The following is a 27000-nucleotide window of genomic DNA, read 5'->3' as shown; positions in this document are numbered from 1 at the left end:
TTTATAAAGAAACTATTTGAGGCCGGAAGCGAAAACAATGCGAGAGACTATTTTGCGTTTTGAAACGGGCGCAAACGAAGCGGTAATCGGCCAGCAGGACGTGGTGCGCCACGTGCTGATCGCGCTGCTCGCCGACGGCCACGTTCTGCTCGAAAGTCTGCCGGGCCTCGCGAAGACGCGCACGGTCAAGGCCATCGCGGCGCGCCTCGCCGCCACCATGCGCCGCATCCAGTTCACGCCCGACCTGCTGCCTTCCGACATCACCGGCGGCGAAACGCTGTTGCAATCGGGCACCGAGCGCATGCTCACGTTTCAGCCCGGCCCGATCTTCGGCAATCTGATCCTCGCCGACGAAATCAACCGCGCGCCCGCCAAGGTGCAGTCGGCCTTGCTCGAAGCGATGGAGGAGCGGCAGATCTCGGTCGCGGGCAAGACGCATCGCATGGCCGATCTGTTTCTCGTGATGGCGACGCAGAATCCCATCGAGCAGGAGGGCACGTATCCGCTGCCCGAGGCGCAGATGGACCGCTTTCTGATGAAGGTGCTGATCGGTTATCCGTCGCCGCAAAGCGAGGGCGAGATGCTCAGGCTGCTGCGCCGCGAGACCACCGGCACGCCGCCTGAAGTCGAAACGCTCGCGCAGGACGTGGTGTTCGCGGCGCGCCGCGCCGTCGCGCAAGTGGAGGTCGCGCCGGCCATCGACGACTATATCGTGGCGCTCGTCAACGCCACGCGTCATCCGAAGGCGCTCGACGAAGGGCTCGCGCGCTGGATCGAGATCGGCGCGAGTCCGCGCGGCGCGATCGGCCTCGACCGCGCGAGCCGCGCGCACGCCTGGCTCGACGGCCGCGCCTATGTGACGCCCGACGACGTGCGCGCCGTGATCGGCCCGGTGCTCCGGCATCGGCTGATTCTCTCGTACGACGCCAGCGCGGAGCGCGTGAGCGCCGACCAGGTGATCGAGCAACTGGTCGCCGCCGTGGCGGTCCCGGCATGACGCGCGGCGCCGATGCGGACGTCGTACCGGGCGTTGCGGCGCTGAGCGCTGACGACGACGCCATCGGCACCGTCTACGTGAATGCCGCGCATCTCGCGAAGCTGGAGTTTCAGGCGCGCGGGCTGAGCTTCGTGCCGCCCGCGCCGGTGCGCAGCGTGCTCGCGGGCGCGCACGCATCGCGTCTGCGCGGACGCGGCCTGAACTTCGAGGAGATCCGCGCGTATCTGCCCGGCGACGACGTGCGCCATCTCGACTGGCGCGCCTCGCTGCGGATCGGCAAGCCGCTCGTGCGCACCTATACCGAGGAGCGCGACCGGCCCTTGCTGATGGTGGTCGATCAGCGCATCGGCATGTTCTTCGGGTCGCGGCGCGCGTTCAAGTCGGTGGTGGCGGCGGAGCTGGCGGCGCTCGCGATCTGGATGGGCTTTCAGGCGGGCGACCGCGTGGGCGGCGTCGTCTTCGACGATACGCAGACCGTGCGCCTGCGGCCCTTGCGCAGCCGCTCGCGCATCAAGACGCTGTTCGCGGTGATCGAGCGGATGAACCGCGCGATGCACGCCGAAAGCGCCGCGCGCCCAGCCTACGGTCAACTCGATGCGGCGCTCGAAGGCGTGCTGCAAATTGCTTCGCATGACTATCTGATTTGCGTCGCGAGCGATTTCGCGGGCGCGGGCGAGCGCACGCGCAAGTTGCTGCGTCAGCTATCGGCGCATAACGACGTGGTGGCGGCGATGATCTACGACCCGCTCTGGCAGCACATGCCCGCGCATCGCGCGCTCGTGGTCAGCGAAGGGCGGTTGCAGGTCGAATTGCGCATCCAGAACGAGCGCGTGCGTGCGCCGCTCGCGAGCCTGTTCGAAGGGCGCAGCGCGGAGGTCGCGCAGTTGCTCGCGACGAGCGGCGTGCCGTTGCTGCCGGTCTCGACGGCGGAGCCGGTGGTCGAGCAGGTGCGCCGATTGTTCGGCGAGCGTGCGCGGCCCGAGCGGCCCGTGCAAGGGAGCGGGTTGTGAGCACGCCGATCTCCGCGCCCGCCAACACGCCCGCCGACCTGCAGGCGTTGCGCGAGCTTGCATTGCCCGCGCCGGTGCCGTACTGGCCGCAGACGGTTGGCTGGCTGATCGTGCTCGCGTTGCTGCTTGCGGTGGCGCTGGCGATTGCCTGGTTTGCATGGCGTCGTCATCGGAAGCAGCGTTATCGGCGGCTCGCGCTCGCGGAACTCGCGAGCATCGCCACGCGCATCGGCGATGGCGCGCAGCGCGCCCCGGCACTCGCGGACCTCGCGAGCCTGCTCAAGCGCACGGCGCTTGCCGTGCTGCCGCGCGAGCGCGTGGCGGCGCTCAGCGGCGCGGCGTGGCTCGACTTTCTTCAGCGCACGCACGGCTTCGATGCACAGAGCGGCGCGCTGCTCATGCTCGTGAGTTACGGACCCGAGTCGCAGCGCGCGGCCGTGGCGAGCGCCGACGCACAACGTCTCGTCGATGCCGCGCGCGACTGGATCGCCCATCACCATGTGGAAATTTGAGCTTCCGTGGCTGTTCGCGCTGCTGCCGCTGCCCGCGCTGGTGTGGTGGCTGTGGCCCGCGTACCGCACGAAAGCGCAGGCCGTGCGCGTGCCGTTCTTTCACGAGATGGCGGGCGCGGCGGGCGAGCGTCCGGCGCCTGGCGGCGTGCGGCTGCGGCGCAACTGGCTGCAGCGCGCGATGGCGCCGCTGCTCTGGTGCCTGTTGTTGACCGCCGCCGCGAAACCCGTGTACGTCGAGCCGCCCGTCACGCACGATTCGCCTGGACGCGACCTGATGCTCGCGATCGATCTCTCGCAGTCCATGTCGACGCGCGACTTCGCGAACGCCGCCACGGGCGAGCGCATGGATCGGCTCACGGCGGTGAAGCGCGTGGTCGCCGACTTCATCCGCAAGCGCACGCAGGACCGCATCGGCCTCGTGGTGTTCGGGCAGGCCGCGTATCCGCAGGCGCCGCTCACGCTCGATCACGACGCCGTGCTCACGCTGCTCGATCAGATGCAGATCGGCATGGCGGGCGCGCGCACGGCGATCGGCGATGCGATCGGCGTGAGCGTGAAGCTGATGGACGCCTCGCCCGCGCCGCAAAAAGTGCTGATCCTGCTGACCGACGGCAACGACACGGCCAGCGCGATTCCCCCTGAAAACGCGGCGCAGATCGCGAAGCATCATGGGCTGACGATCGACACCATCGGCATCGGCGATGCGGCCGCGTCGGGCGAGGATCGTGTCGATCTGGAGGCGCTTCAACGCATCGCCGATACGACCGGGGGCCGCGCCTTCCGCGCGCTCGGCGACGAAGCCGAACTCGCGGACGTCTACGCTACGCTCGACCGCATCACGCCGGTCGCGGTGAAGCACGAGATTTACCGGCCGCAGCGCGATTTTTACTGGGTGCCGTTGGGCGCGGGGCTGCTGCTGCTCTCGCTGTATCACGTGGTGGCGTTGGGCGTTGCGCTGCTGCGCGCCCGCACGCGCACGACTGCCGAAGCGGTTCAAATCGACGCCGCAAAAGCGGAGCCCGATCATGTCCATTGACCTGACCGCGTTCCACTTTCTGCGTCCGCACTGGCTCTGGCTGCTGCTGCTCGCTGCGCTTTTGCCTGTGATCTGGCGCCGTCGTCACGATGTGCGCGGACGCTGGCGCGGCATCGTCGAACCGCATCTGCTCGACCATCTGATCGTGGGCGGACGCACGCAGCGCCGCTTGCGTCCCGTCGATACGCTCGCGCTCTGCATCGCACTCGCCGCTGTCGCCGTCGCGGGTCCGGCGTGGCGGCAGGAACGCCCGCCGTTCGATCAGGACAAGGCGCCGCTCGTGATCGTGCTCGAACTCGCGCCGTCGATGGACGCGAGCGACATCGCGCCGACGCGCCTCGAACGCGCGAAGCAGAAGGTGCTCGATCTCGCCGCCGCGCGCAAAGGCGCGCGCACGGGGCTCGTCGTATTCGCCTCGACCGCGCATCTCGTCGTGCCGCCCACCGACGACCCCGAGATGCTGCAACTCTATCTGCCCGCGCTCTCGCCCGCCCTCATGCCCGACGACGGCAAGAATGCCGCCGCCGGTCTCGCCGCCGCCGAGTCGCTGCTCGCACACGATCCGGTGCCGGGCACCATCGTCCTCATCAGCGACGGCGTCGGTCCCGCGCACGCCGAGGCCTTCGTGCAAGCGGTGAAACGCTCGCGTCAGCAGGTCTTGTGGCTGGCGGTCGGCACGCGCGACGGCGGCGCGCTGCGCGGCGCGGATGGGCAAGTGGAACTCGACTCACAAGGCCACGCGCGCACGGGCGCGTTCGATCCCGACGCGATCCGCCGTGTCGCCGACGAAGCGGGCGTGCCGCTCGCCAGCCTGCGCAGCGACGGCGACGACATCCGCTGGGTCCAGCATCGCGCGCAAACCTGGCTCGACGCCGCCGACGAAGCGAAGCGCACGCCGCGCTGGCGCGAGGACGGCTACTGGCTCGTGCTGCCGCTGATCCTGCTCGGGCTGTTGAGCTTCCGGCGCGGCTGGACCGTCAAGTGGCTGCCCGCCGTGTTCGCGGTGCTCGTGCTGCAAGGCCTGCCGCAGCAGGCGCACGCGGCCGCATGGAACTGGCTCGACCTGTTCGCGACGCACGATCAGCAAGGCCGCTGGTACTTCGAGCACGGCGACTACGCGCGCGCGGCGCAGCGTTTCGACGATCCGGTGTGGAAGGGCCGCGCGCAATATCAGGCGGGCGATTACGAAGGCGCGCTCGCGACCTTCGCGGGACAGCGCGGCGCGCAGGCGCGCTTCTACATGGGCAATGCGCTCGCGCATCTGCAGGACTACGGCAACGCGATCAAGGCTTATGACGAAGCACTCGCGCTCGCGCCGCGAATGCGCGAAGCGACGCAAAATCGCGACCTGATGCGCACGCTGCTCGCGAAGCCGAAGCAGGAACCGCAGCAAGACGAAGAAGACGAGGAATCGGACGATATCAAGAAGCAGAAGAAGCACGGCCAGATCGAGCGCAGCACGCTGATTGCGCAGCCGTCCGACGATGTGTGGATGCGCGGCCTCAACACCTCGCCCGCGCAATTTCTGAAGCAGCGCTTCGAGCAGGAATCCGGCAATACAGCGGGAGCATCGCCATGATGGGGCGCGGGTTCGCAAGATACTTCGTCATGCTGATGATGTTGGCGATGACGGCGTTCAACGCACACGCGGATGCAGACGCGCCGCCGCAAGTCCTCGTGCGTGCGCATCTCGAACCGTCGGGCAGCGTGGTGGCGGGCACGCAGGTGAAGCTCGTTGTCGATTGCCTCACGACCACGTGGTTCACCGATGCGCCCGACTGGCCGCTGCCCAACGTGCCCGACGCCTTCGTCACGCTGCCCGACGAGAACGCCCAGAACCTCGACGAAACGATCGACGGCGTCAAATGGTTCGGCGTGAGCCGCGCGTATCGCATCACGCCGCGCGCGGGCAAGCGCTATGTGATCGCGCCGTTCGCGATCACGCTGCATCCTGGCGGCACCGACACGCCCGTGCAGGCGAAAACGCCCGCGCTCGAACTGGTGGCGACGCTGCCACCCGGCGCGCAGGACATGACGGTGTTCTTCCCCGCGCCGCAATTGAGCGTCTCGCAGACGATCACGCCGCGCGGCACGCGCGTGAAGGTCGGCGACGTCGTCACGCGGACCATCACGCAGCGCGCGGCGGGAACCGAGTCGATGCTGATTCCCCCCATCGCGCCCGTGGACGTGGCCGGTTTGAAGCGCTACGGCACGCAGGCCGCGACGAAGAATATCGTCGATGACCGGCAGGGACTCGTGGCGGGCGAGCGCACCGATACCGTGAGTTATGTCGTCGAGCGCGCGGGGGCGGTGCGGCTGCCGGAGATATCGGTCGAGTGGTGGAATACGAAGACGCAGCGCAAGGAAACGCTCGTGCTTCCCGCCGTGAAGATTTCGGCCGAAGCGGCGCATGAGAAGCCCTTGTTTGCCATTCCCGCCGATCCGCTCGGCAAGGGCGCGGCGCATCGCGTGATTTATCTCGACGGCGCGCGCATTGGCTGGGGCATCGCCTGCGTCTTGGCGGTCTTGCTGGCCGTCTGGGCGTGGCCGTGGCTCGCAGCGCGATGGCGGGCGGCGCGGCGCGCGGTGCATGTCGCCGTCGAACGCTATCGCGGCGGCGAGCATCCCGCATGGCGCGCGCTGCTGCACGCGGCGCGGCGCGGCACGCAGGCGCAAACGGTCGCCGCGCTCTATCGCTGGCTCGATCGTCGGCGCGATGTGGCGCATCCCGCGCGCGTGGACGCGCTGCGCGAGCGTTGCGACGATGCCGCGAGCGCGCAGGTGATCGACGCGATCGACCAGACCTATGCCGCGCCCGCCGACGCGCGCATCGGCACCCAGCCGTTGCGCGCGCTGCGTCGCGCGTTGCGGCGCACGCAGCGCATCGCGCTCGAAAAGGCGCGCTCGCATCTGCCGCCGCTCAACCTCGACTAGCGCCCGCGCTCGCGGCGTTTGCGTTTTGCGTTGGCGCTATCGACAATAGCGCCTGTCGCAACCGGAGCCGCGAGCGGAGAAACGATGGAGCTACGCCAACTGCGCTATTTCGTCAGCGTGATCGAACACGGCAGCATGGGCCGCGCGGCGCTCGAACTGGGCATGGTCACCTCGGCGCTGAGCCAGCAGATCAGCCGGCTCGAAAGCGAACTCTCGACGCGCTTGTTGCAGCGCACCTCGGGCGGCGTCGTGCCCACCGACGCGGGCCTCGCGTTCTGGCGTCAGGCGCAGCTCGCGCTGCGTCACGTCGATGCGGCCGCCGCCGCCGCGCGCGAGAAGCGTCTCTCGGGCCAGGTGAGCGTGGGCCTGCCACCCAGCACGAGCGGCGTGCTCGCCGTGCCGTTCATGCGCGCGATGCAGGCGCGCTATCCCGATGTGCGGCTACGCATGGTCGAAAGTCTCTCGGGTTATCTCGGCGCGATGCTGGGCGCGCGGCAGATCGATCTGGCGGTGATTTTCCGCGAGGAACCCGCGCAGCGCTGGAGCGTGATGCCGCTGCTCGACGAACGTCTGTTCGTGATCGGCGCGAAGGATCTCGCGGGCATGCCCACGGGTTCGCGCGTGGCGCTCGCGAAGCTCGGCGATCTGCGGCTGATTTTGCCGAGCGGATCGCACGGCTTGCGCAGTCTGCTCTCGAAGGCGTTCGAGCGGGCGCGCAGCGCGCCGAACGTGGTCGCGGAAGTCGACGGCCTCGCCGTGCTGATGGACGCCGTCTGCCATGGCCTCGCGGCGACGATCCAGCCGGGCGCGGCGCTCGCGCGTGTGGCGCCCGGCGCGCTCGCGAGCGTGCGCGTGTCCGACCGCGACGCGCTGCGTCCGAACCTGCTCGCCAGCGTCTCCGACGACGAACTCTCGCCCGCCGCGCTCGCGGCCCGCGTCGTGCTCGCCGATGTCGCGCGCGAACTCGTGCAGGCCGGTCGCTGGCCCGGCGCCGTGCTGCGCGCATAGACAACGCGGCCGGTTGGCCGCAGGTCTTCACGAATCGTGAAGACCCGTTGCCGTGCGCCTGCTGGCGCGCGCGGCGCGTGCCCTCTAGAGTGCGTCTCGAAGGAGACAAACGAAGATGGCCGAACGATCCAACGCGATCCCCAGCGCGCAAACCCCTACCGTCGTCGCCGACGTCCTCGTGATCGGCGGCGGCAATGCCGCGCTCTGCGCCGCGCTGATGGCGCGTGAAGCCGGCGCGTCGGTGCTGCTGCTCGAAAGCGCGCCGCGCGAATGGCGCGGCGGCAATTCGCAGCACACGCGCAATCTGCGCTGCATGCACGACGCGCCGCAAGACGTGCTCGTCGACGCTTATCCCGAGGAAGAATACTGGCAGGACCTGTTGAAAGTCACGGGCGGCATCACGAACGAGGCGCTCGCGCGACTCGTGATCCGCGCGTCGTCGACTTGCAGGCCGTGGATGCGCAAGCACGGCGTGCGCTTTCAGCCGCCGCTTTCGGGCGCGCTGCACGTGGCGCGCACCAACGCGTTTTTCATGGGCGGCGGCAAGGCGCTCGTCAACGCGTATTACCGCAGCGCCGAAGCGCTCGGCGTGCAGATCCGCTACGAAACGCCCGTCGATCGCATCGAGATGGACGGCACGCGTTTCGTCGCCGCGTACAGCGGCGCGCAGCGTTTCGCGGCGCGCGCCTGCGTGCTCGCGGCGGGCGGCTTCGAGTCGAACCGCGCGTGGCTGCGCGAAGCGTGGGGGCAGAACGCGCGCGGCGAATGGCCCGCCGACAACTTCCTGATTCGCGGCACGCGCTTCAACGAAGGCGTGCTGCTCAAGCACATGATCGAGGCGGGCGCGGACGCGATCGGCGACCCGTCGCAATCGCACTGCGTGGCGATCGACGCGCGCGCGCCGCTCTACGACGGCGGCATCTGCACGCGGATCGACTGCGTTTCGCTGGGCGTGGTCGTGAATCGCGACGCCGAACGCTTCTACGACGAAGGCGAGGACTTCTGGCCCAAGCGCTACGCGATCTGGGGCCGCCTCGTCGCGCAGCAGCCGGATCAGATCGGCTATTCGATCATCGATTCGAAGGCCGTGGGCCGCTTCATGCCGCCGGTGTTTCCCGGCGTGCAGGCGAATACGCTGCCCGAACTCGCACGCCAGCTCGGCTTGCCCGAGGCGCGCTTCGTCGAGACGGTGCAGCGTTACAACGCGGCGTGCCGCGTGGGCACCTTCGATCACACGAAACTCGACGACTGCCACACCGAGCAGTTGCAGCCGCCCAAGACGCACTGGGCGCTGCCGCTCGATACGCCGCCTTTCTACGGCTACGCGCTGCGGCCCGGCATCACGTTCACGTATCTGGGGCTCAAGGTGAACGAGCACGCGCAGGTGCACTTCGACGGCGAGCCGAGCGCGAACCTCTACGTGGCGGGCGAAATGATGGCGGGCAACGTGCTCGGCCAGGGGTATACGGCGGGCGTGGGGATGTCGATCGGCACCGCGTTCGGGCGCATCGCGGGCACGCAGGCCGCGCGCGCCGCATTCGATTCGAAGGGAGCAGCACGTGCAGCAGCTTGAAGCATTGACGCGCGAGGCGCGCGAACTGGCCGCGCCCGGCGCGCGCGCCGAGATGGGAACGGATGCGGGTGCGCGCGAACAGGTGATCCGCTTCGCGCCGCTGCAACAGATACAGACGATGACGCCGCACGAAACCGAAGTCGCGCGGCAAATGCAGATCTGCAACGCGTGCCGCTATTGCGAGGGTTTCTGCGCGGTGTTTCCGGCGATGACGAAGCGTCTCTCGTTCGCGAAAGCCGACGTCAACTATCTCGCCAATCTCTGCCATAACTGCGGCGCGTGTTATCACGCGTGCCAGTATGCGCCGCCGCACGAATTCGCCGTGAATGTGCCGCAGGCGATGGCGCAGGTTCGTCTGGACACCTACACGGAATACGCGTGGCCGCGTGCGTTCGGTGCGCTCTACAAGCGCAACGGTTTGACGGTGGCGTTCGCGCTGGCGCTCGGCCTCGAGTTGTTCATCGCGCTGGGCGCGGTGCTCGGCGGCAGCACATTCGGCAGCGCCATCGCGGGCGGCAACTTCTACGCGATCTTTCCGCACAACGTGCTCGCGGCGCTGTTCGGCGCGGTGTTTCTGTTCGCGATGCTGGCGCTGGGCGTGGGCGTCACGCGTTTTCTGCGCGATATCTCGACGGGCGAGGCCACGCCGGGCGCGCTCGCCGAAGCCGCGCACGACGCGCTCACGCTCAAGTATCTCGACGGCGGCCACGGCGACGGCTGCAACGAAGCCGATGACCGCTTCACGCTCGCGCGCCGCCGCTTCCACCATCTGACCTTCTACGGATTCATGCTGTGCTTCGCGGCCACGGCGGTCGCGACGCTCTATCACTATGCGTTCGGGCTGGAAGCGCCGTATCCGTTGCTGAGCGCGCCGGTGCTGCTCGGCACCGTAGGCGGCGTGAGTCTGCTAGCGGGCGCATCGGGTTTGCTGTGGCTGAATCTGCACCGCGATCCGGCGCGCACGGACCTGCGTCAGCGTCCGATGGACCGCGCGTTTATCGCGCTGCTGATCATGACGAGCGCAAGCGGACTCGCGCTGCTCGCCTGGCGAGAAACCAGTGCGATGTCCGCGCTGCTCGCCGTGCATCTGGGCGCGGTGATGGCGCTGTTCGCGACGATGCCGTACGGCAAGTTCGCGCACGGCATCTTTCGTAGCGCGGCGCTCGTGAAGGCCGCCATCGAACGACGCACGGCGAAGGCGCCCGCCACGGCCGCCGACTGAAGGCAGCACGAGGCAGCAAAAGCAGCACGAGCAGCGCAAGCAGCGCAAGCAGAACCCGCAACACCCGCAGCACCCCACAAAATCACAAGGAGACACGCATCGTGACCCCGTCCACCGTCGCCGGGACGCGCCCGGCCCGCACGCGCGCATCGACGGCCGCCGCCGTGTTGCGCGTGACGAGCGGCAACTTCCTCGAACAGTTCGACTTCTTTCTGTTCGGCTTCTACGCCACGTCGATTTCGCACGTGTTCTTCCCGGCGGACAGCGAATTCGCCTCGCTGATGCTCACCTTCGCGGTGTTCGGCGCGGGCTTTCTGATGCGGCCGCTCGGTGCGATTTTCCTCGGCGCGTATATCGACAAGGTCGGCCGACGACGCGGCCTGATCGTCACGCTCGCGATCATGGCGAGCGGCACGATCCTGATCGCGGCGGTGCCGGGCTATGCGGCCATCGGCGTGGCCGCGCCCTTGCTCGTGCTGCTCGGGCGCTTGCTGCAGGGCTTTTCCGCGGGTGCGGAACTCGGCGGCGTCTCCGTCTATCTCGCCGAACTCGCGACGCCGGGCACCAAGGGCTTCTACACGAGCTGGCAGTCGGCGAGCCAGCAGGTGGCGATCGTGGTGGCGGCGGCGCTCGGCTACGCGCTCAACACGTGGCTCAGCGCGAGCGCGATTGCGGCATGGGGCTGGCGCATTCCGTTCCTGATCGGCTGCGCGATCGTGCCGTTCCTGTTCCTGCTGCGCCGCACGCTCGCGGAAACCGAGGCGTTCGCCGCGCGCACGCATCATCCGCGCGTGCGTGAGGTGTTCGCGCTGCTGCTCGCCAACTGGCGCGTCGTGATCGCGGGCATGCTGCTGGTCGCGATGACCACGACGACGTTCTATCTGATCACCGTCTATACGCCGACCTTCGGCAAGACCGTGCTCAAGCTCACGACCGCCGAGAGCCTGATCGTGACGCTCTGCGTGGGCGTGTCGAACTTCTTCTGGCTGCCGATCGGCGGCGCGATTTCCGACCGCATCGGACGCAAGCCGATTCTCGTCGGCATCACCGTGCTCGCGTTGCTCACGGCGTATCCCGCGCTGTCCTGGCTGGTGGCGAGCGCGAGCTTCGCGCGCATGCTCGCGGTGCTGCTGTGGTTCTCGTTTTTCTTCGGCATGTACAACGGCGCGATGGTCGCCGCGCTCACGGAAGTGATGCCCGCGCAGGTTCGCGTGGCGGGCTTCTCGCTCGCGTTCAGTCTTGCGACGGCGCTGTTCGGCGGCTTCACGCCCGCGGTCTCGACGTGGCTGATTCAGGTCACGCACGATAAGGCCGCACCGGGTTACTGGCTGTGTTTCGCGGCGGCGTGTGGATTGGGCGCGACGTTGACGCTGTATCGGCGCGGCTCGACGCTCGCGGTCGCGCAATCGTAGGCGTTCAGGGCGACGATGCGTGCTCGCGCGCCGCGTCGCCGGGCAGCGCCGCGCCGCCGAGCGATTGATAGAGCGCGGCGGTGTCCGCGAGTCGCGTGGCCTGCGCGCGCGTGCGGTCGAGCGCGGTTTGCAGCGCCTGGCGCTGCGCATCGACGAGATCGAATTCGCTCACGCCGCCCGCCGCATACCGATTGCGCGCGATATCGGCGCTCGCTTGCGCTTCGCGCGCGGCGCTGTCGCGTGCCTGCAAGGCGAGCGCGTCGTCCTGCAACGCGTGTAGCGTATCGGCGACCTGTTGTAGCGCCAGCAGCACCGTTTGCCGATAGTCGGCGAAGGCCGCGTCGTAGGCCGCCTGCGACGCGCGCCGCTTCGCGCGCAACTCGCCGCCATGAAAGATCGGCTGCGTGAGGCCGAGCCCGACGTTCCAGATATTCAGCCCCTCGATCACATCGGCGACGCGCGTGCGCTGCGAACCCACGCCCGCCGAGAGCGAGATTTGCGGAAACAGATTCGCCGTCGCCACGCCGATATTCGCGCTCGCCTGATGCAGCAGCGCCTCCGATGCGCGGATATCCGGGCGCTCGCGCGCGAGCGTGGCGGGCAGCGTGAGCGCGACGGTGTCGGGCAGATGCAGCGCGTCGAGCGTGAGGGCGTCGAGTTGCTGCGCGTAGGCGTCGCTCGACGGCGGCGCGCCCAGCAGGATCGCCAGTTGATCGTCGGTCTGCGCGAGCTGCGTGGTGAGCGGCGGCAGCGTGGCGCGCGTCTGCGCGAGCAGCGTGCGCTGGCTGTGCACGTCGAGCCGCGCGACGCCGCCCGCCGCGAGCCGTGCATCCATGATCGCGAGTTGGCGCGTTTGCGCGTCGACCAAGTGTTGCGTCGTCTCGATCTGGCTGCGCAGCGACGCGCGACGCAGCGCGGCGGCGACGACGTTGCCCGCGACGCTCAGCTGAGCCGCTTCAAGTTCGTATTCCTGATAATTGACCTGCGCGAGCGTGGCTTCGAGCGCGCGCCGGTTCGCGCCGAAAATATCGAACACGTAGGAAATGCTGACCGACGCGTCGTAGAGCGTGAACGGGCCGGGATTCGGCACCTGCGTGATGCCGAACGCGGCGAGGTCGATCTGCTGACGCGTGCCGGAGAGCTTCGCGTCGATCGAAGGAAACAGCGTCGCGCCCGCTTGCGCGTTGTAGTTCTCGCGCGCTTCGACGAGCTTCGCGCGCGCCGATTCGAGCGTGGGGCTCGCGTGCAAGGCTTCGTCGACGAGGCTGTCGAGCGCGGGGCTGCCGAACTGCGTCCACCACGCGCGCGGCGCGTGATCGGCGCTCGCGAAGGTTTGCGGCGCACCGCCCAAGCCTGGCGCGGATGCGGTAGCGGCGGGCAAGGCGTCGCGCGTGTAATTCGGCGCATCGGGCGCGGCCGGCGCATGAAAATCGGGGCCGACGGCGCACGCGGCTAGCGCGAGGCTCGATGCGAGAACAAGGGAGCGGGCGGGCGTCGTCATCGCGGCCTCAATCGAGCGTGCGCCGGTAGAAGCGCACGGCGATCGCCATCACGATCGCCGTGAAGACCGCGAGCGGCCACACCGAAGGCCACAGATCGGCCCAGCCGTTGCCCTTGAGCAGAATGCCGCGCACGAGGCGGTTGAAGTAAGTGAGCGGCAGCAGCCCGCCGATCCACTGCGCCCAGCGCGGCATGCCCGCGAACGGAAACATGAAGCCGGACAGCAGCAGGCTCGGCAGAAAATAGAACACCGTGAGTTGCATGGCCTGCAACTGGTTCTGCGCGAGCGAGGAGAGCGTGATGCCCACCGTGAGATTGGCGGCGATGAACAGCAGCGCCGAAAGATAGAGCGCCACGAGGCTGCCCGCGAACGGCACATGGAACACGAAGCGCGCGGCCAGCACGATGATGGTCGCCTGCACGAGCCCGATCGCCACGTAAGGCACGATCTTGCCCGTCATGACCTCGATCGGCAGCACGGGCGTGGCGAGCAGATTCTCCATCGTGCCGCGCTCGCGTTCGCGCGTGATGGCGAGGCCGGTCATCATCACCATCGTCATCGTGAGGATCACGCCCATCAGGCCGGGCACGACGTTGTACTGCGTGATGCCCTCGGGGTTGTAGAGGCGGTGGATCTGCACGTCGAAGGCGGCGGGCGTGCCGTTCAGGCGCGCGAGTGGTCCCGTGAGGTCCTTCGCGGCGGCTGGCGCGACGAGGCCCGGCAGCGCGGCGAGCGCGGTGGTGATGGCGGTGGGATCGGCGGCGTCGGCTTCGACGAGCAGCGAAGGGCGTTCGCCGCGCAGCAGACGCCGCGAAAAATCGACGGGAATGCTCAGCACGAACTGCACGCTGCCGCGCGCGAGTGCGTGTCGCGCGGCGGCTTCATCGGGCAGCGTGTCGACGACGTCGAAATAGGCCGAGTTCTTCATGCCCGCGACGAAGCTGCGCGCGAACGGGCTGTCGTCGTAGATCACGACGGCGGTGGGCAAGTGCTTGGGGTCCGTGTTGATCGCATAGCCGAACAGCGTCAACTGGATGATCGGCAGGCCGACGATCATCGCGAAGGTCACGCGGTCGCGCTTGAGTTGCAGAAACTCCTTGAGGACGATGCTCCACCAGCGCGTGACGGAGAACGCGAGCGCGTGATTCATCGCGTGACTCCGTAGTTATCCTGAGCATGTCCCATCATGTAGATGAAGACGTCTTCGAGTCCCGTGTCGATGCGTTCGGCGCGCAGCGGCTTGCCCGCGACGGCGTGTTCGATGGAGGTGGCGAGCGCGGCGTGATCGCGTCCGCTCGCATGCAGCGACGAGCCGAACACCACCGTCTGATCGACGCCTTGCTGCGCGCGCAATTGCGTGGAGAGTTCGCTGAGCTTGTCGCCGTGGATCGCCCAGGTTTCGAGGTTTTGCGAAGCGATCACGTCGGCGGCCGTGCCCTGCGCGAGCAGCTTGCCGTAGGCGATATAGGCGAGCTTGTGGCAGCGCTCGGCCTCGTCCATGTAGTGCGTGCTCACGAGCACCGAAATGCCGCGCGCGGCGAGGCGATGCAGTTCTTCCCAGAAGTCGCGGCGCGCGGTGGGGTCGACGCCCGCGGTGGGCTCGTCGAGCAGCAGCAATTGAGGCTCGTGCAGCATGCACGCCGCGAGCGCGAGGCGCTGTTTCCAGCCGCCCGAGAGCGCGCCCGTGAGCTGGCTCGCGCGGCTCGCGAGGCCGAGGGATTCGAGCGCGCGGTCGACGGTTTCGCGGCGGTTCGGCATCTGATAGATGCGCGCGACGAAGTCGAGATTTTCGCGGATGGTGAGATCGTCCCAGTACGAAAAGCGCTGCGTCATATAGCCGACGCGCCGCTTGATCTGCGCGCTCTCGCGCACGATGTCGTAGCCGAGGCAGGTGCCTTCGCCCGAGTCGGGCGTGAGCAGGCCGCACATGAGACGGATCGAGGTGGTCTTGCCGCTGCCGTTCGGCCCCAGAAAGCCGAAGATCTCGCCGGGCGCGACGCGCAGCGAGACGTCGTTGACCACGTGCTTGTCGCCGAAGCGCTTGTTCAGATGGCGCACGTCGATGGCGTAGCGGACCGGATCGCTTGTTGGTGCATTCATCGGCACATTCATCGGCGTATTCATCCGCGCCTCACTGCAGCCGCACTTCCACCGGCTGGCCCGGATGGAGTTTGGGCGCGTCGGCGGTGCTCGGGCGCGCCTCGATCATGAACACGAGCTTGCTGCGGTTCTCGTTGCTGTAGATGACGGGCGGCGTGTACTCGGCAGCGTTCGAGACGTAGCTGAGCGTGGCGGGCACGTCGGCCGCGCAGCCGTCGCAGTGGACGAGAATCTTGCGGCCCGGCGCGAGCGCGCCGACCGCGCTTTCCGGCACGAAAAAGCGCAGCTTCACGTTCTGCGGCGGCAGCATCTGCACGACCGGGCTGCCCGCCTGCACCCATTCGCCGACGCGATAGAGCGTGTCGTAGACGAGCCCCGCGCGCGGCGCGGTCACGCGCTTCTGGTCGAGCTTCCACTGCGCCTGCGCGAGCGTGGCCTGCGCGGCCTTCACCTCGGCGGCCTGCGCGTCGATCTGCGCCGAGCGGCCGGGCAAGTTGGCGACGCGCACCTGATTGCGCAGTTCGCGCACCTGCGCGGCGGTGCTGGCCGCCTGCGCGCGCGAGTCGTCGAGCTGCGCCTGCGCGATGCCGCCCGCGCGCCATTGCGCCTCGTCGCGCGTGAGCTGGAGCGCGGCCTTGTGCGCGTTGGCTTCGGCCTGCGCGAGCTGCGCCTCGGTCACGCGCACTTCGGGCGGACGCTTGCCCGTCTGCAGATCGGCGAACTGCGCCTGCGCGGCTACGAGGCGATGACGCGCTTCGTCGAAGGCGGCGGTTTCGTCGACGGATTCGAGTGCGAACAGCGGTGCGGCGGCGTCGACCTGCTGGCCGCGCTGCACGTGGAGTTCCGTGAGCGTGCCGGATTGCGACGAGGCCAGATAGACGTACTCGCCTTCGACATAGCCCTGATAAACCGGCGTTTCGTGGTGCGAACAGGCCGAGAGCGCGACGAGCGCAGAAAGCGAGGCAAGCGCGAAGAGAGCGGGGAACGCGCCGCGTACCGGGCGGCGATGGCCTGTTGAGATTCGCGGGTTCACGTGGATTCTCCCGGCGTGCGCCGCGAGCGCGGGCGCGCGGCGGTGTCGGTGCGATCGCGGCGGAGGTGCGCGCCTTCCGGCACGCGCATCGCGCCCGCGAGCAGGGCGGTGACGTGTCGGCGCAGCGCTTCGCGCTCGACCTTCGGCAGCCCGCGCGTGCTTTGCCAGAGCTTCGAAGTCGCGAGCGGCAGCATGACGAGCGCGAGGATCGACATGAACAGCAGCGGCGCTTCGAGGTCGGGATTCACGGCGCCCGCCTGCTGCGCCGCGCCGATCTGCGCGGTGAAGCGCTGCAATTGCTCGATGGGCAGACGCTTGAGCATGCGCTCGCGCAGCAGACCGCCTTCGTTGACGATCTCGCGCAGCCAGAGCGGCGGCAGCCAAGGCAGTTGCGCGGTGACTTCGAACAGCCGTTCGACGAGCGCCTGCACGAGTGCCTGCGGATGCGCGTCGGCTTCACCGGCCCCGCCGACCTCGCTGTTTTCGCTGCTCCACACGTAGGCGATCGAGCGCGCGATGCGCTCGTCGACCACGGCGTCGAGCAGCTTTTCGCGATTGGTGAAGTAGTAATGGACCATGGCCGACGTGACGCCCGCTGCGGCGGCGATCTGCGCCATGGTGGTGGCGGCGATGCCCTGTTCGGCGAACAGTTGCGTGGCGCTGGCGAGCAGGCGCTCGCGCATGTCGAGGTCGGCGTCGTGGCGGCGCCGGCCGCGCGGTTTCACGGCGGCGCGGCCCGACGTTGCGGCTGTTCCGGTGGCGGCTCCGACAGTGACGGCGCGCGTACTCATCGTTTCAGTCTAATTCACGCATTAGTTAAATCCAATGCGCTCGCGCAAGGGGTTAACCCGTTTATCGATACGCGCGGCCTTTCGGAACTTTCCTATACAAAAAGAAGAGGGGGTCGTTCAGTCTGTGAGTTTGTGCCGCAAGGCACGCCCGGTTCACGCCCCCAAAAAGAAATGGAACAAAAAATGAAGCGCATCGTGGTTATCGACGATCATCCGATCGTCCTCAAGATGCTCGCCAACGTGCTGAACACCGAATATGCACTCGTGGGCGAGTGCGGTGACGGCGAAGAGGGCCTCCATCTCGTCCAGACCCTGCAACCCGACCTTGTGATCCTCGACCTCGAATTGCCGAAGCTCGACGGCCTGTCGGTCATCCGCGGCATCCGCGCCAAGCAGGCCACCACGCGCGTCATCGTGCTGTCGGCCAAGCCGGAGCAGGTCATGGCGAACCACACGCGCATCGCGGGCGCGAACGGTTACGTGAGCAAGAGCCGGGGCGTGGAAGAGTTGTGCGGCGTGGTCAAGGCGGTGTTGCTCGGTTACGACTGCTTCCCGGCGGGCAGTTGCGGCGGCGGCCGCGACGTCGCGCTCAACGGGCTCTCGCCGCGCGAAGTCGAGGTGCTGCAATATCTCGCGCGCGGCATGAGCAACAAGGGTGTGGCGGCGCGGCTCGGCTTGTCGGATAAAACCGTGAGCACGTACAAGACGCGTGTGCTCGACAAGCTGGGCGTGTCGTCGCTGGCGGCGCTGATCGAATTCGCCACATTGAACAAGCTGATCGATTGACGAGTGCCCGTGCGCTGTCCGGCGCACATCGTGAAAAGCGCGTCGCGGGTGGCGCGCTTTTTTATTGGCCGCGCGCTTTGCCATGCGGCGCAATCGCGAAAATAGCCAGGAAACAGCCGAAAAAAAAGCCCGACTTGCGTCGGGCCCCAAGTGTAACCGCACCCGTTGCCGGGCGCGGTACCTGCAAAAACTGCGGTGCGTCGCTGCGCGCTGGTGCGCTTAAGCGGCCAGCAGCGAACGCAGCACGAACGGCAGGATACCGCCGTGCTTGTAGTAGTCCACCTCGATCGGCGTGTCGATGCGCAGCAGTACTTGCACGCGTTCGTCCTTGCCGTCCTTGCGATGGATCACGAGCGTCAGATCCTGCTGCGGCTTGAAGTCGTCCGTGAGACCTTCGATGTCGAAGGTTTCCTCGCCGGTCAGACCGAGCGTCTGCACGCTGTCCGTGCCCTTGAACTGCAGCGGCAGCACGCCCATGCCCACGAGGTTCGAACGGTGGATCCGCTCGAAGCTGCGTGCGACCACGGCCTTCACGCCCAGCAGCTGCGTGCCCTTGGCCGCCCAGTCGCGCGACGAACCCGTGCCGTACTCTTCGCCCGCGAACACCATCGTGGGCGTGCCGGCGTCGATGTACTTCATCGCAGCGTCGTAAATCGACAGCTGTTCGCCGCTCGGCTGATGGATCGTCAGACCGCCTTCCACGCGCGTGCCGTCGGCCTTCGCCGGGATCATCAGGTTCTTGATCCGCACGTTCGCGAACGTGCCGCGCATCATCACGTCGTGGTTGCCGCGGCGCGAGCCGTAGCTGTTGAAGTCGGCCTTCTGCACGCCGTTGTCCTTCAGCCACTTGCCTGCGGGCGAGTCTTCCTTGATCGAGCCGGCCGGGCTGATGTGGTCGGTCGTGACCGAGTCGCCGAAGATGCCCAGTGCGCGCGCGCCCTTGACCTCGGCCACCGTCGACGACGGCGTCATCGAGAAGTCCGAACCAAAGAACGGCGGCTCGGCGATGTAGGTCGATTTCGGCCAGTCGTAGACCTGACCTTCCTCGCCCTCGATCTTGCTCCAGAGGTCGCCCTTCTTCGTGAGCTGGCTGTAGTTCTTCTGGTAGACGTCGGCATCCATCGCGAACTTGAGCAGCGCGTTGACTTCGTCGCTCGTCGGCCAGATGTCGCCGAGATAGATGTCGCGGCCGTCCCGGCCCTTGCCGACCGGTTCCGTCATCAGGTCGCGCGTGATCGTGCCCGCGATCGCGTAGGCGACCACCAGCGGCGGCGAAGCCAGGAAGTTCGCGCGGATGTTCGGGTGAATGCGCGCTTCGAAGTTGCGGTTGCCCGAGAGCACCGCCGCCGCGACCACGTCGTTCTTGACGATCGACTCGTTCAGTTCCGGCGTGAGGTCGCCCGCGTTGCCGATACAGGTCGTGCAGCCGTAAGCCGCGAGTTCGAAGCCGAGCTTCGAGAGGAACGGCAGCAGGCCCGTCTTCGTCAGATATTCGGTGACGATGCGCGATCCCGGCGCGAGCGAGGTCTTGATGTGCGGCGCGACCGTCAGGCCCGCTTCCACGGCCTTCTTCGCGAGCAGGCCGGCGGCGAGCAGCACGCTCGGGTTCGACGTGTTCGTGCACGAGGTGATCGCGGCGATCAGCACGTCGCCGTTATGCAGCTTGACCTTCTCGCCCGCCGTGTATTCGGCGGCGAGGTCGGCGGCCTTCTTGTTGAAGCCGTTTTCGGCGACCGGCTTCGAGAACAGGTCCGTGAAGGTCGACTTCACGTTGCCGATTTCGATGCGGTCCTGCGGGCGCTTCGGGCCGGCCAGCGACGGTGCGACCGTCGCGAGGTCGAGCGTGAGCGTCTTGGTGTAGTCGATGTCGCCGGCCTTCGGCACACCGTACAGTTCCTGCGCCTTGAAGTAGTTCTCGAAGGCGGAGATTTCGGCTTGCGTGCGGCCCGTGCCCTTGAAGTAGTCGATGGTCTTGTCGTCGACCGGGAAGAAGCCCATGGTCGCGCCGTATTCCGGCGCCATGTTGCCGATGGTCGCGCGGTCCGGCAGCGACAGCGAGGCCGTGCCTTCGCCGAAGAACTCGACGAACTTGCCGACGACCTTCTCCTTGCGCAGCATTTCGGTGATCGTCAGCACGAGGTCGGTGGCCGTGCAGCCTTCGCGCAGCTTGCCCTTCAGTTCCACGCCCACCACATCCGGCGTGAGGAAGTACACCGGCTGGCCGAGCATGCCGGCTTCCGCTTCGATGCCGCCCACGCCCCAGCCCACCACGCCGATGCCGTTGATCATCGTGGTGTGCGAGTCGGTGCCGACCAGCGTGTCCGGGTAGTAGACCGTGTCCGCGCCGTCGGCCTTCTTGTGCACGCCGCGCGCGAGGTATTCGAGGTTCACCTGGTGAACGATGCCGATGCCCGGCGGCACGACCTTGAACGTGTCGAACGCCTGCATGCCCCACTTCATGAACTGGTAGCGCTCGTTGTTGCGCTGGAATTCCAGCTTCATGTTCAGGTCGAGCGCGTCCTTCTGGCGGAAGTAGTCGATCTGCACCGAGTGGTCGACCACGAGATCGACCGGCACCAGCGGCTCGATGACCTTCGGGTCCTTGCCGACCTGCTTGGCGACGCCGCGCATGGCCGCGATGTCGGCGAGCAGCGGCACGCCGGTAAAGTCCTGCAGCACGACACGAGCGACGACAAACGGAATTTCGTCGACGCGGCTGGCGGTGGGTTTCCAGTTCGCGAGCTGCTCGATGTGCTCTTCCGCGATCTTCTTGCCGTCGTAGTTGCGCAGCACGGACTCAAGCACGAGACGGATCGACACCGGCAGGCGGTTGATCTTCACGCCGAGTTGTTTGCCGAGTTGCGGCAGCGAGTAGAACTTGCCTTTGCCGGAACCGCTGTCGAATTCCTTTAGCGTTTTGTGGAGGTTGTGGGCCATGGTATTTTCCTTCGTTTAATCGCGGAAATAACGCTTACTGCACGTTTGCTGCGGGTACTTACAGGTACAAGACTGATCGGATCACGCTCATGTCACATACAAGTCGACGTACTCGTGCACCGGCATGGCCTCGAGCCGTGCCGCATCCAGCGAGACATCGAGAATCGCCTGCTGCTGCTTCGCGGCGAAGCGCCGCGCGAGGTGGGTCCTGAACTTTTCGATCAGCAGCGGGATGCCGGCTTCGCGGCGTCGCTTATGGCCGATCGGATACTCCACCACGACTTCGTCGAGCGTCGTGCCGTCGTTCAGCTCGACGGTCAGCGCATTCGCAATCGAACGCTTCCCGGGGTCGTGATAATCCCGCGTGAACTGCGGGTCTTCCACACATAAGGTTTTCGCGCGCAACGCGTCGATGCGCGGGTCGCCAGCGATGTCGTCTTCGTAGTCGGCGGCCGTTAGTCGTCCGAAGAGGATCGGCACGGCCACCATGTACTGGATGCAGTGATCGCGGTCCGCCGGATTCGCGAGCGGCCCGCTCTTGTCGATGATGCGGATCGCCGCTTCGTGCGTGCGGATGGTGATGCGCGCGATGTCGTCGGCCGTCTTGCCGCGCTGCGCGAGCTGGCCGTGCAGCGTCATCGCGGCTTCGGCGGCGGTCTGCGCGTGGAATTCGGCGGGGAACGCGATCTTGAACAGCACGTTCTCCATCACGTACGTGCCGTAGGGGCGCTGGAACCGGAAGGGCTGGCCCTTGAACGAGACGTCGTAGAAGCCCCACGTTTTCGCCGTGAGCGCCGACGGATAACCCATCTCGCCCGTTTTGGCGATGAGCGCGAGGCGCACGGCGCGCGCGGTGGCGTCACCGGCTGCCCACGACTTGCGCGAGCCGGTATTGGGCGCGTGGCGATAGGTGCGCAGCGCCTGGCCGTCGACCATCGCCAGCGAGACGGCGTTGATGAGCTCGTCGCGCGTGAGCCCGAGCAACTGGCCGACCACGGCGGTCGAGGCGAGCTTCACGAGCAGCACGTGGTCGAGGCCGACCTTGTTGAACGCGTTCTCGAGCGCGATGCAGCCCTGGATTTCGTGCGCCTTCACCATGGCTTCAAGCACATGCTTCATGGTGAGCGGCGGCTTGCCCTGGGTGCTTTGAGTGCCTTGGGCGACGGCGGTGCGCGAGAGCCAGTCGGCGGTCGCGAGAATGCCGCCCAGGTTGTCCGACGGATGGCCCCATTCGGCGGCGAGCCAGGTGTCGTTGAAGTCGAGCCAGCGGATCATGGCGCCGATATTGAAGGCGGCCTGAACCGGGTCGAGCTGGAATGCGGTGCCCGGCACCTTCGCGCCGTTCGGGACGATCGTGCCTGGCACGATGGGTCCGAGCAGCTTGGTGCAGGCGGGGTAGGAGAGCGCCTCGAGTCCGCAGCCGAGCGTGTCCAGCAGGCAGTAGCGCGCCGTCGTCAGCGCGTTGGCGCTGTCGCCGGGCAAGCCGCTCAGGACGTAGTCGACGATATCGACGAGAACCTGATCCGGCTGCGGTCTGACCTGGGAAATCGGCGCGGACATCGAGGCGTCCCGGCCGTTCTTACTGGCCCGAAGCGGCGCTCGCGCCCGCAGCCGGAGCGGCGTTGCGGTTCAGCGCGTTAGCCTGGGTCGGCGCCATCGCGCCTTGCTGCATCGCAACAGTCTTGCACTCGTCGGCCAGACGCGAGCTGTCCTTGTCCGAGAACAGCATGGCCTTCGTCGGGATCACGACCAGGTCGAGGCCGGTGGCGGCGTCGTGGAAGCGGTCGGCGCCCGTCGTCGTGGTCTGACGCGGCAGGTTGTAGTTCTTGTTCGCCCAGTGAACCGTGACGATCTGGTCACGCGCCATGTCGCCCTTCAGGTCGAACTGCATGCCTTCCGCGCAGCTCCAGTGCTCCGAGCCTTCCGGGATCGCATCGACCTTCGCTTCCTTGGCCGGATTCGGCTTGCGCTTGATGATGCGATGCTTCGGAGCCGGCTTCTTCGGCGTTTCCTTTTTCGCCGTGGTCGAGGTTTGCGCGGCGGCGTCGGTCGCGGCCAGCATCATCGTCGAGGACAGCGCGCCGATAACGGCAGCGATCAGCAATTTCTTCATGGAGTCAGACCTTTATGTCTCAAATCGGTTGAACAGTGCGCGGCTGCGCCTTGCAGCCGCCGGATGCACTGCGCGCGCCCCGAAAGCACGCAGCGAACGCTATTTTCACCTATTTATCGGTACGAACTTCAGATTTTGCGGTCTGTTGCAAATTGCCCTGCTGCGCCTCTTGTCAGGCTTCCATCGACTGTGTTGATCATCGGCTTTTGTCTCCTCGATGACTCACTGCGCGGCGGTCGCGCAAGAGGCGTGCGCGCCCGCCGAAAACGTTTTCAGGCCCCAGCCGCGCTCACGACGCGGCGGCTTGCGCCAGTTCGCCCGGCGCGAACAGCGGCGCGGCGTCCTGCGGTACGGCGCGGCCCGTCGAGCGCGCGCGGCGCAGCACGGACCAGTAATAGCGGTAGCTCGCGCGGTCGTGCAAGGTGTCGCCGTGACGCGTCGGACCCCACTGCGCGTTCTGCGCGGCGAGCAGGATCTCGGCGGCGGTGGCGATCTCCTCGTCGCGGGGCGCGAAGGCCGCCACGATGGCCGGAATCTGCGCGGGATGAATGCTCCACATGCGCGTGTAGCCGAATTCGTTGCGCGCGCGACGAGCGTCGTTGGCGACGACCTCCATGTCGCGCACTTCCGTACTCACATTGTGTGACGCAACCTTGCCGAACGCGTGGCAGGCGGCCGAAATTTCGAGCTTCGCGCGCCGCACGAGCGGGTGATCGAACTGGCCGGGCGAGCGCATGGCGGTGTCGGGGATCGCGCCGTCGTGCGCGGAGACGAAGTCCATCAGGCCGAAGCTCAGCGACTGCACGCCGCGCAGCGCCGCGAGATCGAACACGCGCGCGAGCGCGCCATGCGTTTCGACCAGCAGTTGCACGGGAATCGGCTCGCCGATGCCCATCTCGACGCGCGTGGCTTCGATAAACGCCGTCATTTCCGCCGCGTCGCCGACGGCGCGGATCTTCGGCAGCATGATGAACGCCGGTGCGCGTTTTGCGGCGCGCAGGATCAGGCGGACGTCGTCGCGCCAATGCGGATGATGGAAGTCGTGGATGCGCACCCCGACGCGCCCGAAGCGGTCGTGTTCGCTGCCGAGGAAGGAGGCGACGAGTTCGGCGTGCTCGGCCTCGCGGCCCACCTGGGCGCCGTCTTCGCAGTCGAGCGTGATGTCGAATACCGGGCCGAGCTGCTGCTGGAGCGCGAGCGACTTCAGCATCAGCTTCTCGCTGCCGGCGTAGTGGTCGCACGCGGGCAGAATGGTCGGCGGCGCTTCGCCGTCAAACAGCACTTCGGCGGGTGTGATGGCGCGCATCTTCGGCGGCGGGTGTCGGATATTGGAGGGGGAACCGGATTCGGACGCGTCCTGCGATGCGGATGCAAGGCGCGTGCGGATCAGGGGCGCGAGGCGGGCGGGGTAGCGGCTGTCGACGAAACGGTGTTCAACCGGCGACGCTCGCCCGCGCTCACGCACGCGCGCCAGCCATACGGAATGGAGATGGCGCGCGCAAGGCCTGTGCCCGCCGCGTGGCGACGGGAATCCGGCCGGTCTGCCCGATTACTTGAGCAGGTGAGCGACGCCGTCGCGCTCTTCGAGCAGCTCGTTGAGCGTGCCGTCCATCTTCTCGCGCGAGAATGCGTCGATTTCGAGGCCTTCGACGCGCTTGTACTCGCCGTTTTCGCAGGTGACGGGCACGCCGTAGATGATGTCTTCGGGGATGCCGTACGAGCCGTCCGACGGGATGCCCATCGTGACCCACTTGCCGTTCGTGCCGAGGACCCAGTCACGCACGTGGTCGATCGCTGCGTTGGCTGCCGATGCCGCCGACGACAGGCCGCGCGCTTCGATGATCGCCGCGCCGCGCTTGCCGACCGTCGGGATGAACGTGTTGCGGTTCCATTCGTCGTCGTTGATCAGCTTGGTCAGGTCCTGACCTTCAGCCGTTGCAACGCGGAAGTCGGGGTACATCGTCGGCGAGTGGTTGCCCCACACGGCGAGCTTTTCGATCGAAGCGACCGGCTTGCCCGACTTGGCGGCCAGTTGCGACAGCGCGCGGTTGTGGTCCAGACGCAGCATGGCCGTGAAGTTCTTCTTCGGCAGATCCGGCGCCGACTTCATGGCGATGTACGCATTCGTGTTGGCCGGGTTGCCGACGACCAGCACCTTCACGTCGCGGCTGGCGACGTCGTTCAGCGCCTTGCCCTGAACCGTGAAGATTTCGGCGTTGGCCGAGAGCAGGTCCTTACGCTCCATGCCCTTCGAGCGCGGACGTGCGCCCACGAGCAGCGCGACGTCGGCGTCCTTGAACGCGACCTTCGGATCGTCCGTGATGACCACGCCCGACAGCAGCGGGAATGCGCAGTCGTCGAGTTCCATCACGACGCCCTTGACGGCGGCTTGCGCCTGCGGAAGGTCGAGCAGCTGCAGAATGACGGGCTGGTCCTTGCCGAGCAGGTCGCCGTTCGCGATGCGGAACAGCAGGGAGTATGCGATCTGACCTGCGGCGCCAGTGACGGCAACGCGCTTTGCGGGCTTAGCCATTGAAAATCTCCAGGAAGGTGCGTTAGACGCCAGGGTAAAACGCCATTCTATATGCGCGTTACGCGAAGCGTTCATGAATCAGGCGGTCCTTTTACCGAACGCACGCGCGTGGCGGATGCAAGCAAGTTGCAAGCGCCGCGCCGCACGCCGGGAGGCGGGGCCGCGGACCGTTTACCGGTGCGACAATGCTCAAGGGAATGACGGGGACACCCTGGACAGGGACGCCTGACGCTGGCCGCTTCGCGTGTGCCGGCTCCTGCCACAGCTCGCTTCGGAAGGTCCACAGGCGCGGCGCGGGCGCTATATTGAATCAGGCAGCGGCGCGGGCGGGGCGGATCGAAACCTCTACTGCATGAAGGAACAGCATGTGCAAGGCGGCCCGCGGCGCAGTTGGCCACGAGGTGGATGCTGCCGGCGGCTCCCATGAGTCGCCCGCAAACCCTTGCTCGATCGGCAGTGTAGGAGCCGTAAGGTCCAAAGTCAACAGTATCTTATGTCTTATATAAGACATATCTATTGCAGCGAAAGGGTAGATTTCCGGGGGGCTTTATGTTGAAATGCGCGCCATGAGTGCGAACCCGGTCAGCAACGCGAATTCCACCGCTCCCGAGAGCGGCCCTTCGGCGTCTGCGCCCGCTTCGCCGTCCCCGACTTTCAGTCCGCTTTATCAGCAGATCAAGGGGCTCATTACCCAGAGCCTCGAGTCCGGCGAATGGAAGCCCGGCGAAATCATCCCTAGCGAAGTCGAACTGGCCGCCCGTTACAAGGTGAGCCAGGGGACCGTGCGCAAGGCGATCGACGAGCTGGCCGCCGACAATCTGCTGGTTCGCCGCCAGGGCAAAGGCACCTTTGTTGCAACGCACAACGAAGACCGCGCCCAGTTTCGCTTTCTTAGATTGCTGGCCGATGACGGCGCCGAGCATCCGCACATCAGCAAGCTGCTGGAGTGCCGGCGGCTGCGCGCGTCGGCCGAGATCGCCCGCCAGCTGGACCTCAAGCCCGCCGACCCGGTGGTGCTGATCAAGCGCCTCCTGCAGTTCGACGGCGAAAACACCGTGCTCGACGAAATCTGGCTGCCCGGCGGCGTGTTCCGCGGCCTGACGGCCGAGCGACTCGCCGAGTATAAAGGACCGCTCTACGCCATGTTCGAGGCCGACTTCGGCACGCGCATGATTCGTGCGACCGAGAAGATCCGCGCGGTGGGCGCCGAGCCCGCAGTGGCCGATCTGCTCAACGTGCCGGCGGGATTCCCTTTGCTTTCGGTTGATCGGGTGTCCTATACCTATGGTGACCGGCCGGTCGAGGTGCGCCGCGGTTGGTATGTCACAACCGGGTACTACTATCACAATGATTTGAGTTGAAAAGGATGCCTGCACATCGGTGCGGGCGGCCTTCCCCACGTGCCTGCGTTCGCGCGCAACAGCGTTCCCGGACGGCGTATTTCGCTGCAGCGCGAAATGAAAAGGCGGTAAAATTGCGTATTAGTGTTAACACATAGTAGG

Annotated in this window: 22 protein-coding genes; 12 read left to right on the top strand and 10 right to left on the bottom strand. The window is 67.0% G+C overall.

Annotated features, from left to right (window positions below; genetic code table 11):
• Positions 1–37 precede the first annotated feature (37 nt).
• The 10 genes from U4Y88_RS30120 (at position 38) to U4Y88_RS30075 (ending at position 11704) form a co-directional block, all read left to right on the top strand.
• Positions 38–997 carry a MoxR family ATPase gene (locus U4Y88_RS30120; RefSeq protein ID WP_321788411.1) on the top strand — a complete coding sequence of 320 codons (960 nt, stop codon included), beginning with the start codon at positions 38–40 and terminating at the stop codon, positions 995–997.
• A complete protein-coding gene (locus tag U4Y88_RS30115; protein WP_321788409.1) occupies positions 994–2007 on the top strand; it encodes a DUF58 domain-containing protein in 1014 nt (337 codons plus the stop codon). Before U4Y88_RS30120 ends, U4Y88_RS30115 begins: the two co-directional genes overlap by 4 nt.
• Positions 2004–2519 carry a DUF4381 domain-containing protein gene (locus U4Y88_RS30110; protein ID WP_321788407.1) on the top strand — a complete coding sequence of 172 codons (516 nt, stop codon included), beginning with the start codon at positions 2004–2006 and terminating at the stop codon, positions 2517–2519. The genes U4Y88_RS30115 and U4Y88_RS30110 overlap by 4 nt, the downstream gene beginning before the upstream one ends.
• Positions 2506–3555: a VWA domain-containing protein gene (locus U4Y88_RS30105; RefSeq protein WP_321788404.1), complete on the top strand. Its 1050-nt coding sequence runs from the start codon at positions 2506–2508 to the stop codon at positions 3553–3555. Before U4Y88_RS30110 ends, U4Y88_RS30105 begins: the two co-directional genes overlap by 14 nt.
• A complete protein-coding gene (locus U4Y88_RS30100) occupies positions 3545–5134 on the top strand; it encodes a VWA domain-containing protein (RefSeq protein ID WP_321788402.1) in 1590 nt (529 codons plus the stop codon). The genes U4Y88_RS30105 and U4Y88_RS30100 overlap by 11 nt, the downstream gene beginning before the upstream one ends.
• 29 nt (positions 5135–5163) lie before the next feature.
• Positions 5164–6489: a hypothetical protein gene (locus U4Y88_RS30095; protein ID WP_321788400.1), complete on the top strand. Its 1326-nt coding sequence runs from the start codon at positions 5164–5166 to the stop codon at positions 6487–6489.
• An 84-nt stretch (positions 6490–6573) separates the two neighbouring features.
• Positions 6574–7497, top strand: coding sequence for a LysR family transcriptional regulator (locus U4Y88_RS30090; protein WP_321788398.1), 924 nt, complete (start codon positions 6574–6576; stop codon positions 7495–7497).
• Positions 7498–7612: 115 nt separating this feature from the next.
• Entirely contained in the window at positions 7613–9070 is a 1458-nt protein-coding gene (tcuA, locus tag U4Y88_RS30085) for an FAD-dependent tricarballylate dehydrogenase TcuA (protein WP_321788396.1), read from the top strand.
• Positions 9057–10292 carry a tricarballylate utilization 4Fe-4S protein TcuB gene (gene tcuB, locus U4Y88_RS30080; protein ID WP_321788394.1) on the top strand — a complete coding sequence of 412 codons (1236 nt, stop codon included), beginning with the start codon at positions 9057–9059 and terminating at the stop codon, positions 10290–10292. Before tcuA ends, tcuB begins: the two co-directional genes overlap by 14 nt.
• Before the next feature lie 101 nt (positions 10293–10393).
• Positions 10394–11704, top strand: coding sequence for an MFS transporter (locus U4Y88_RS30075; protein ID WP_224013733.1), 1311 nt, complete (start codon positions 10394–10396; stop codon positions 11702–11704).
• Positions 11705–11708: 4 nt separating this feature from the next.
• Here the strand turns inward: U4Y88_RS30075 and U4Y88_RS30070 are convergent, their stop codons facing one another.
• The 5 genes from U4Y88_RS30070 to U4Y88_RS30050 are packed head-to-tail and all read right to left on the bottom strand — an operon-like array spanning position 11709 to position 17021.
• Positions 11709–13205, bottom strand: coding sequence for an efflux transporter outer membrane subunit (locus U4Y88_RS30070; RefSeq protein ID WP_321788392.1), 1497 nt, complete (start codon positions 13203–13205; stop codon positions 11709–11711).
• A 7-nt stretch (positions 13206–13212) separates the two neighbouring features.
• The gene (locus U4Y88_RS30065) at positions 13213–14355 is read right to left on the bottom strand and encodes an ABC transporter permease (protein ID WP_321788390.1); all 1143 of its coding nucleotides are present in this window, start codon (positions 14353–14355) and stop codon (positions 13213–13215) included.
• On the bottom strand, positions 14352–15305 hold the full coding sequence (locus U4Y88_RS30060; protein WP_321788388.1) for an ABC transporter ATP-binding protein: 954 nt from the start codon (positions 15303–15305) through the stop codon (positions 14352–14354). The genes U4Y88_RS30065 and U4Y88_RS30060 overlap by 4 nt, the downstream gene beginning before the upstream one ends.
• A 31-nt stretch (positions 15306–15336) precedes the next feature.
• Positions 15337–16338: an HlyD family secretion protein gene (locus tag U4Y88_RS30055; RefSeq protein ID WP_415774519.1), complete on the bottom strand. Its 1002-nt coding sequence runs from the start codon at positions 16336–16338 to the stop codon at positions 15337–15339.
• A complete protein-coding gene (locus U4Y88_RS30050) occupies positions 16335–17021 on the bottom strand; it encodes a TetR/AcrR family transcriptional regulator (protein WP_321788599.1) in 687 nt (228 codons plus the stop codon). Before U4Y88_RS30050 ends, U4Y88_RS30055 begins: the two co-directional genes overlap by 4 nt.
• A gap of 291 nt (positions 17022–17312) precedes the next feature.
• Between U4Y88_RS30050 and U4Y88_RS30045 the strand changes: the two genes are divergently transcribed.
• Positions 17313–17915, top strand: a complete 603-nt coding sequence (locus U4Y88_RS30045) for a response regulator transcription factor (protein WP_310632597.1) — start codon at positions 17313–17315, stop codon at positions 17913–17915.
• A 219-nt stretch (positions 17916–18134) separates the two neighbouring features.
• Here U4Y88_RS30045 and acnA read toward each other — a convergent pair whose 3' ends face one another.
• From acnA to U4Y88_RS30020, 5 genes are all read right to left on the bottom strand, one after another.
• The gene (acnA, locus tag U4Y88_RS30040) at positions 18135–20852 is read right to left on the bottom strand and encodes an aconitate hydratase AcnA (RefSeq protein ID WP_224015713.1); all 2718 of its coding nucleotides are present in this window, start codon (positions 20850–20852) and stop codon (positions 18135–18137) included.
• A gap of 87 nt (positions 20853–20939) precedes the next feature.
• Entirely contained in the window at positions 20940–22412 is a 1473-nt protein-coding gene (locus U4Y88_RS30035) for a bifunctional 2-methylcitrate dehydratase/aconitate hydratase (RefSeq protein WP_321788386.1), read from the bottom strand.
• Between the two features lie 19 nt (positions 22413–22431).
• Positions 22432–22965 (bottom strand): hypothetical protein, encoded by a 534-nt coding sequence (locus U4Y88_RS30030; protein ID WP_224015709.1) that lies wholly within the window; start codon positions 22963–22965, stop codon positions 22432–22434.
• 289 nt (positions 22966–23254) lie between these two features.
• Positions 23255–24271, bottom strand: a complete 1017-nt coding sequence (locus U4Y88_RS30025) for an HpcH/HpaI aldolase/citrate lyase family protein (protein WP_321788384.1) — start codon at positions 24269–24271, stop codon at positions 23255–23257.
• A gap of 243 nt (positions 24272–24514) precedes the next feature.
• Positions 24515–25498 carry a malate dehydrogenase gene (locus U4Y88_RS30020; protein WP_224015706.1) on the bottom strand — a complete coding sequence of 328 codons (984 nt, stop codon included), beginning with the start codon at positions 25496–25498 and terminating at the stop codon, positions 24515–24517.
• A 557-nt stretch (positions 25499–26055) separates the two neighbouring features.
• Between U4Y88_RS30020 and U4Y88_RS30015 the strand changes: the two genes are divergently transcribed.
• Positions 26056–26859: a GntR family transcriptional regulator gene (locus U4Y88_RS30015; RefSeq protein WP_405045083.1), complete on the top strand. Its 804-nt coding sequence runs from the start codon at positions 26056–26058 to the stop codon at positions 26857–26859.
• Positions 26860–27000: the final 141 nt, after the last annotated feature.

The sequence above is a fragment of the Paraburkholderia sp. J94 genome, from assembly GCF_905220285.1.
Lineage (GTDB): Bacteria > Pseudomonadota > Gammaproteobacteria > Burkholderiales > Burkholderiaceae > Paraburkholderia > Paraburkholderia tropica_A.
Note: the sequence above shows the minus strand (reverse complement) of the source record. Positions and strands in the feature narration are given on the sequence as shown.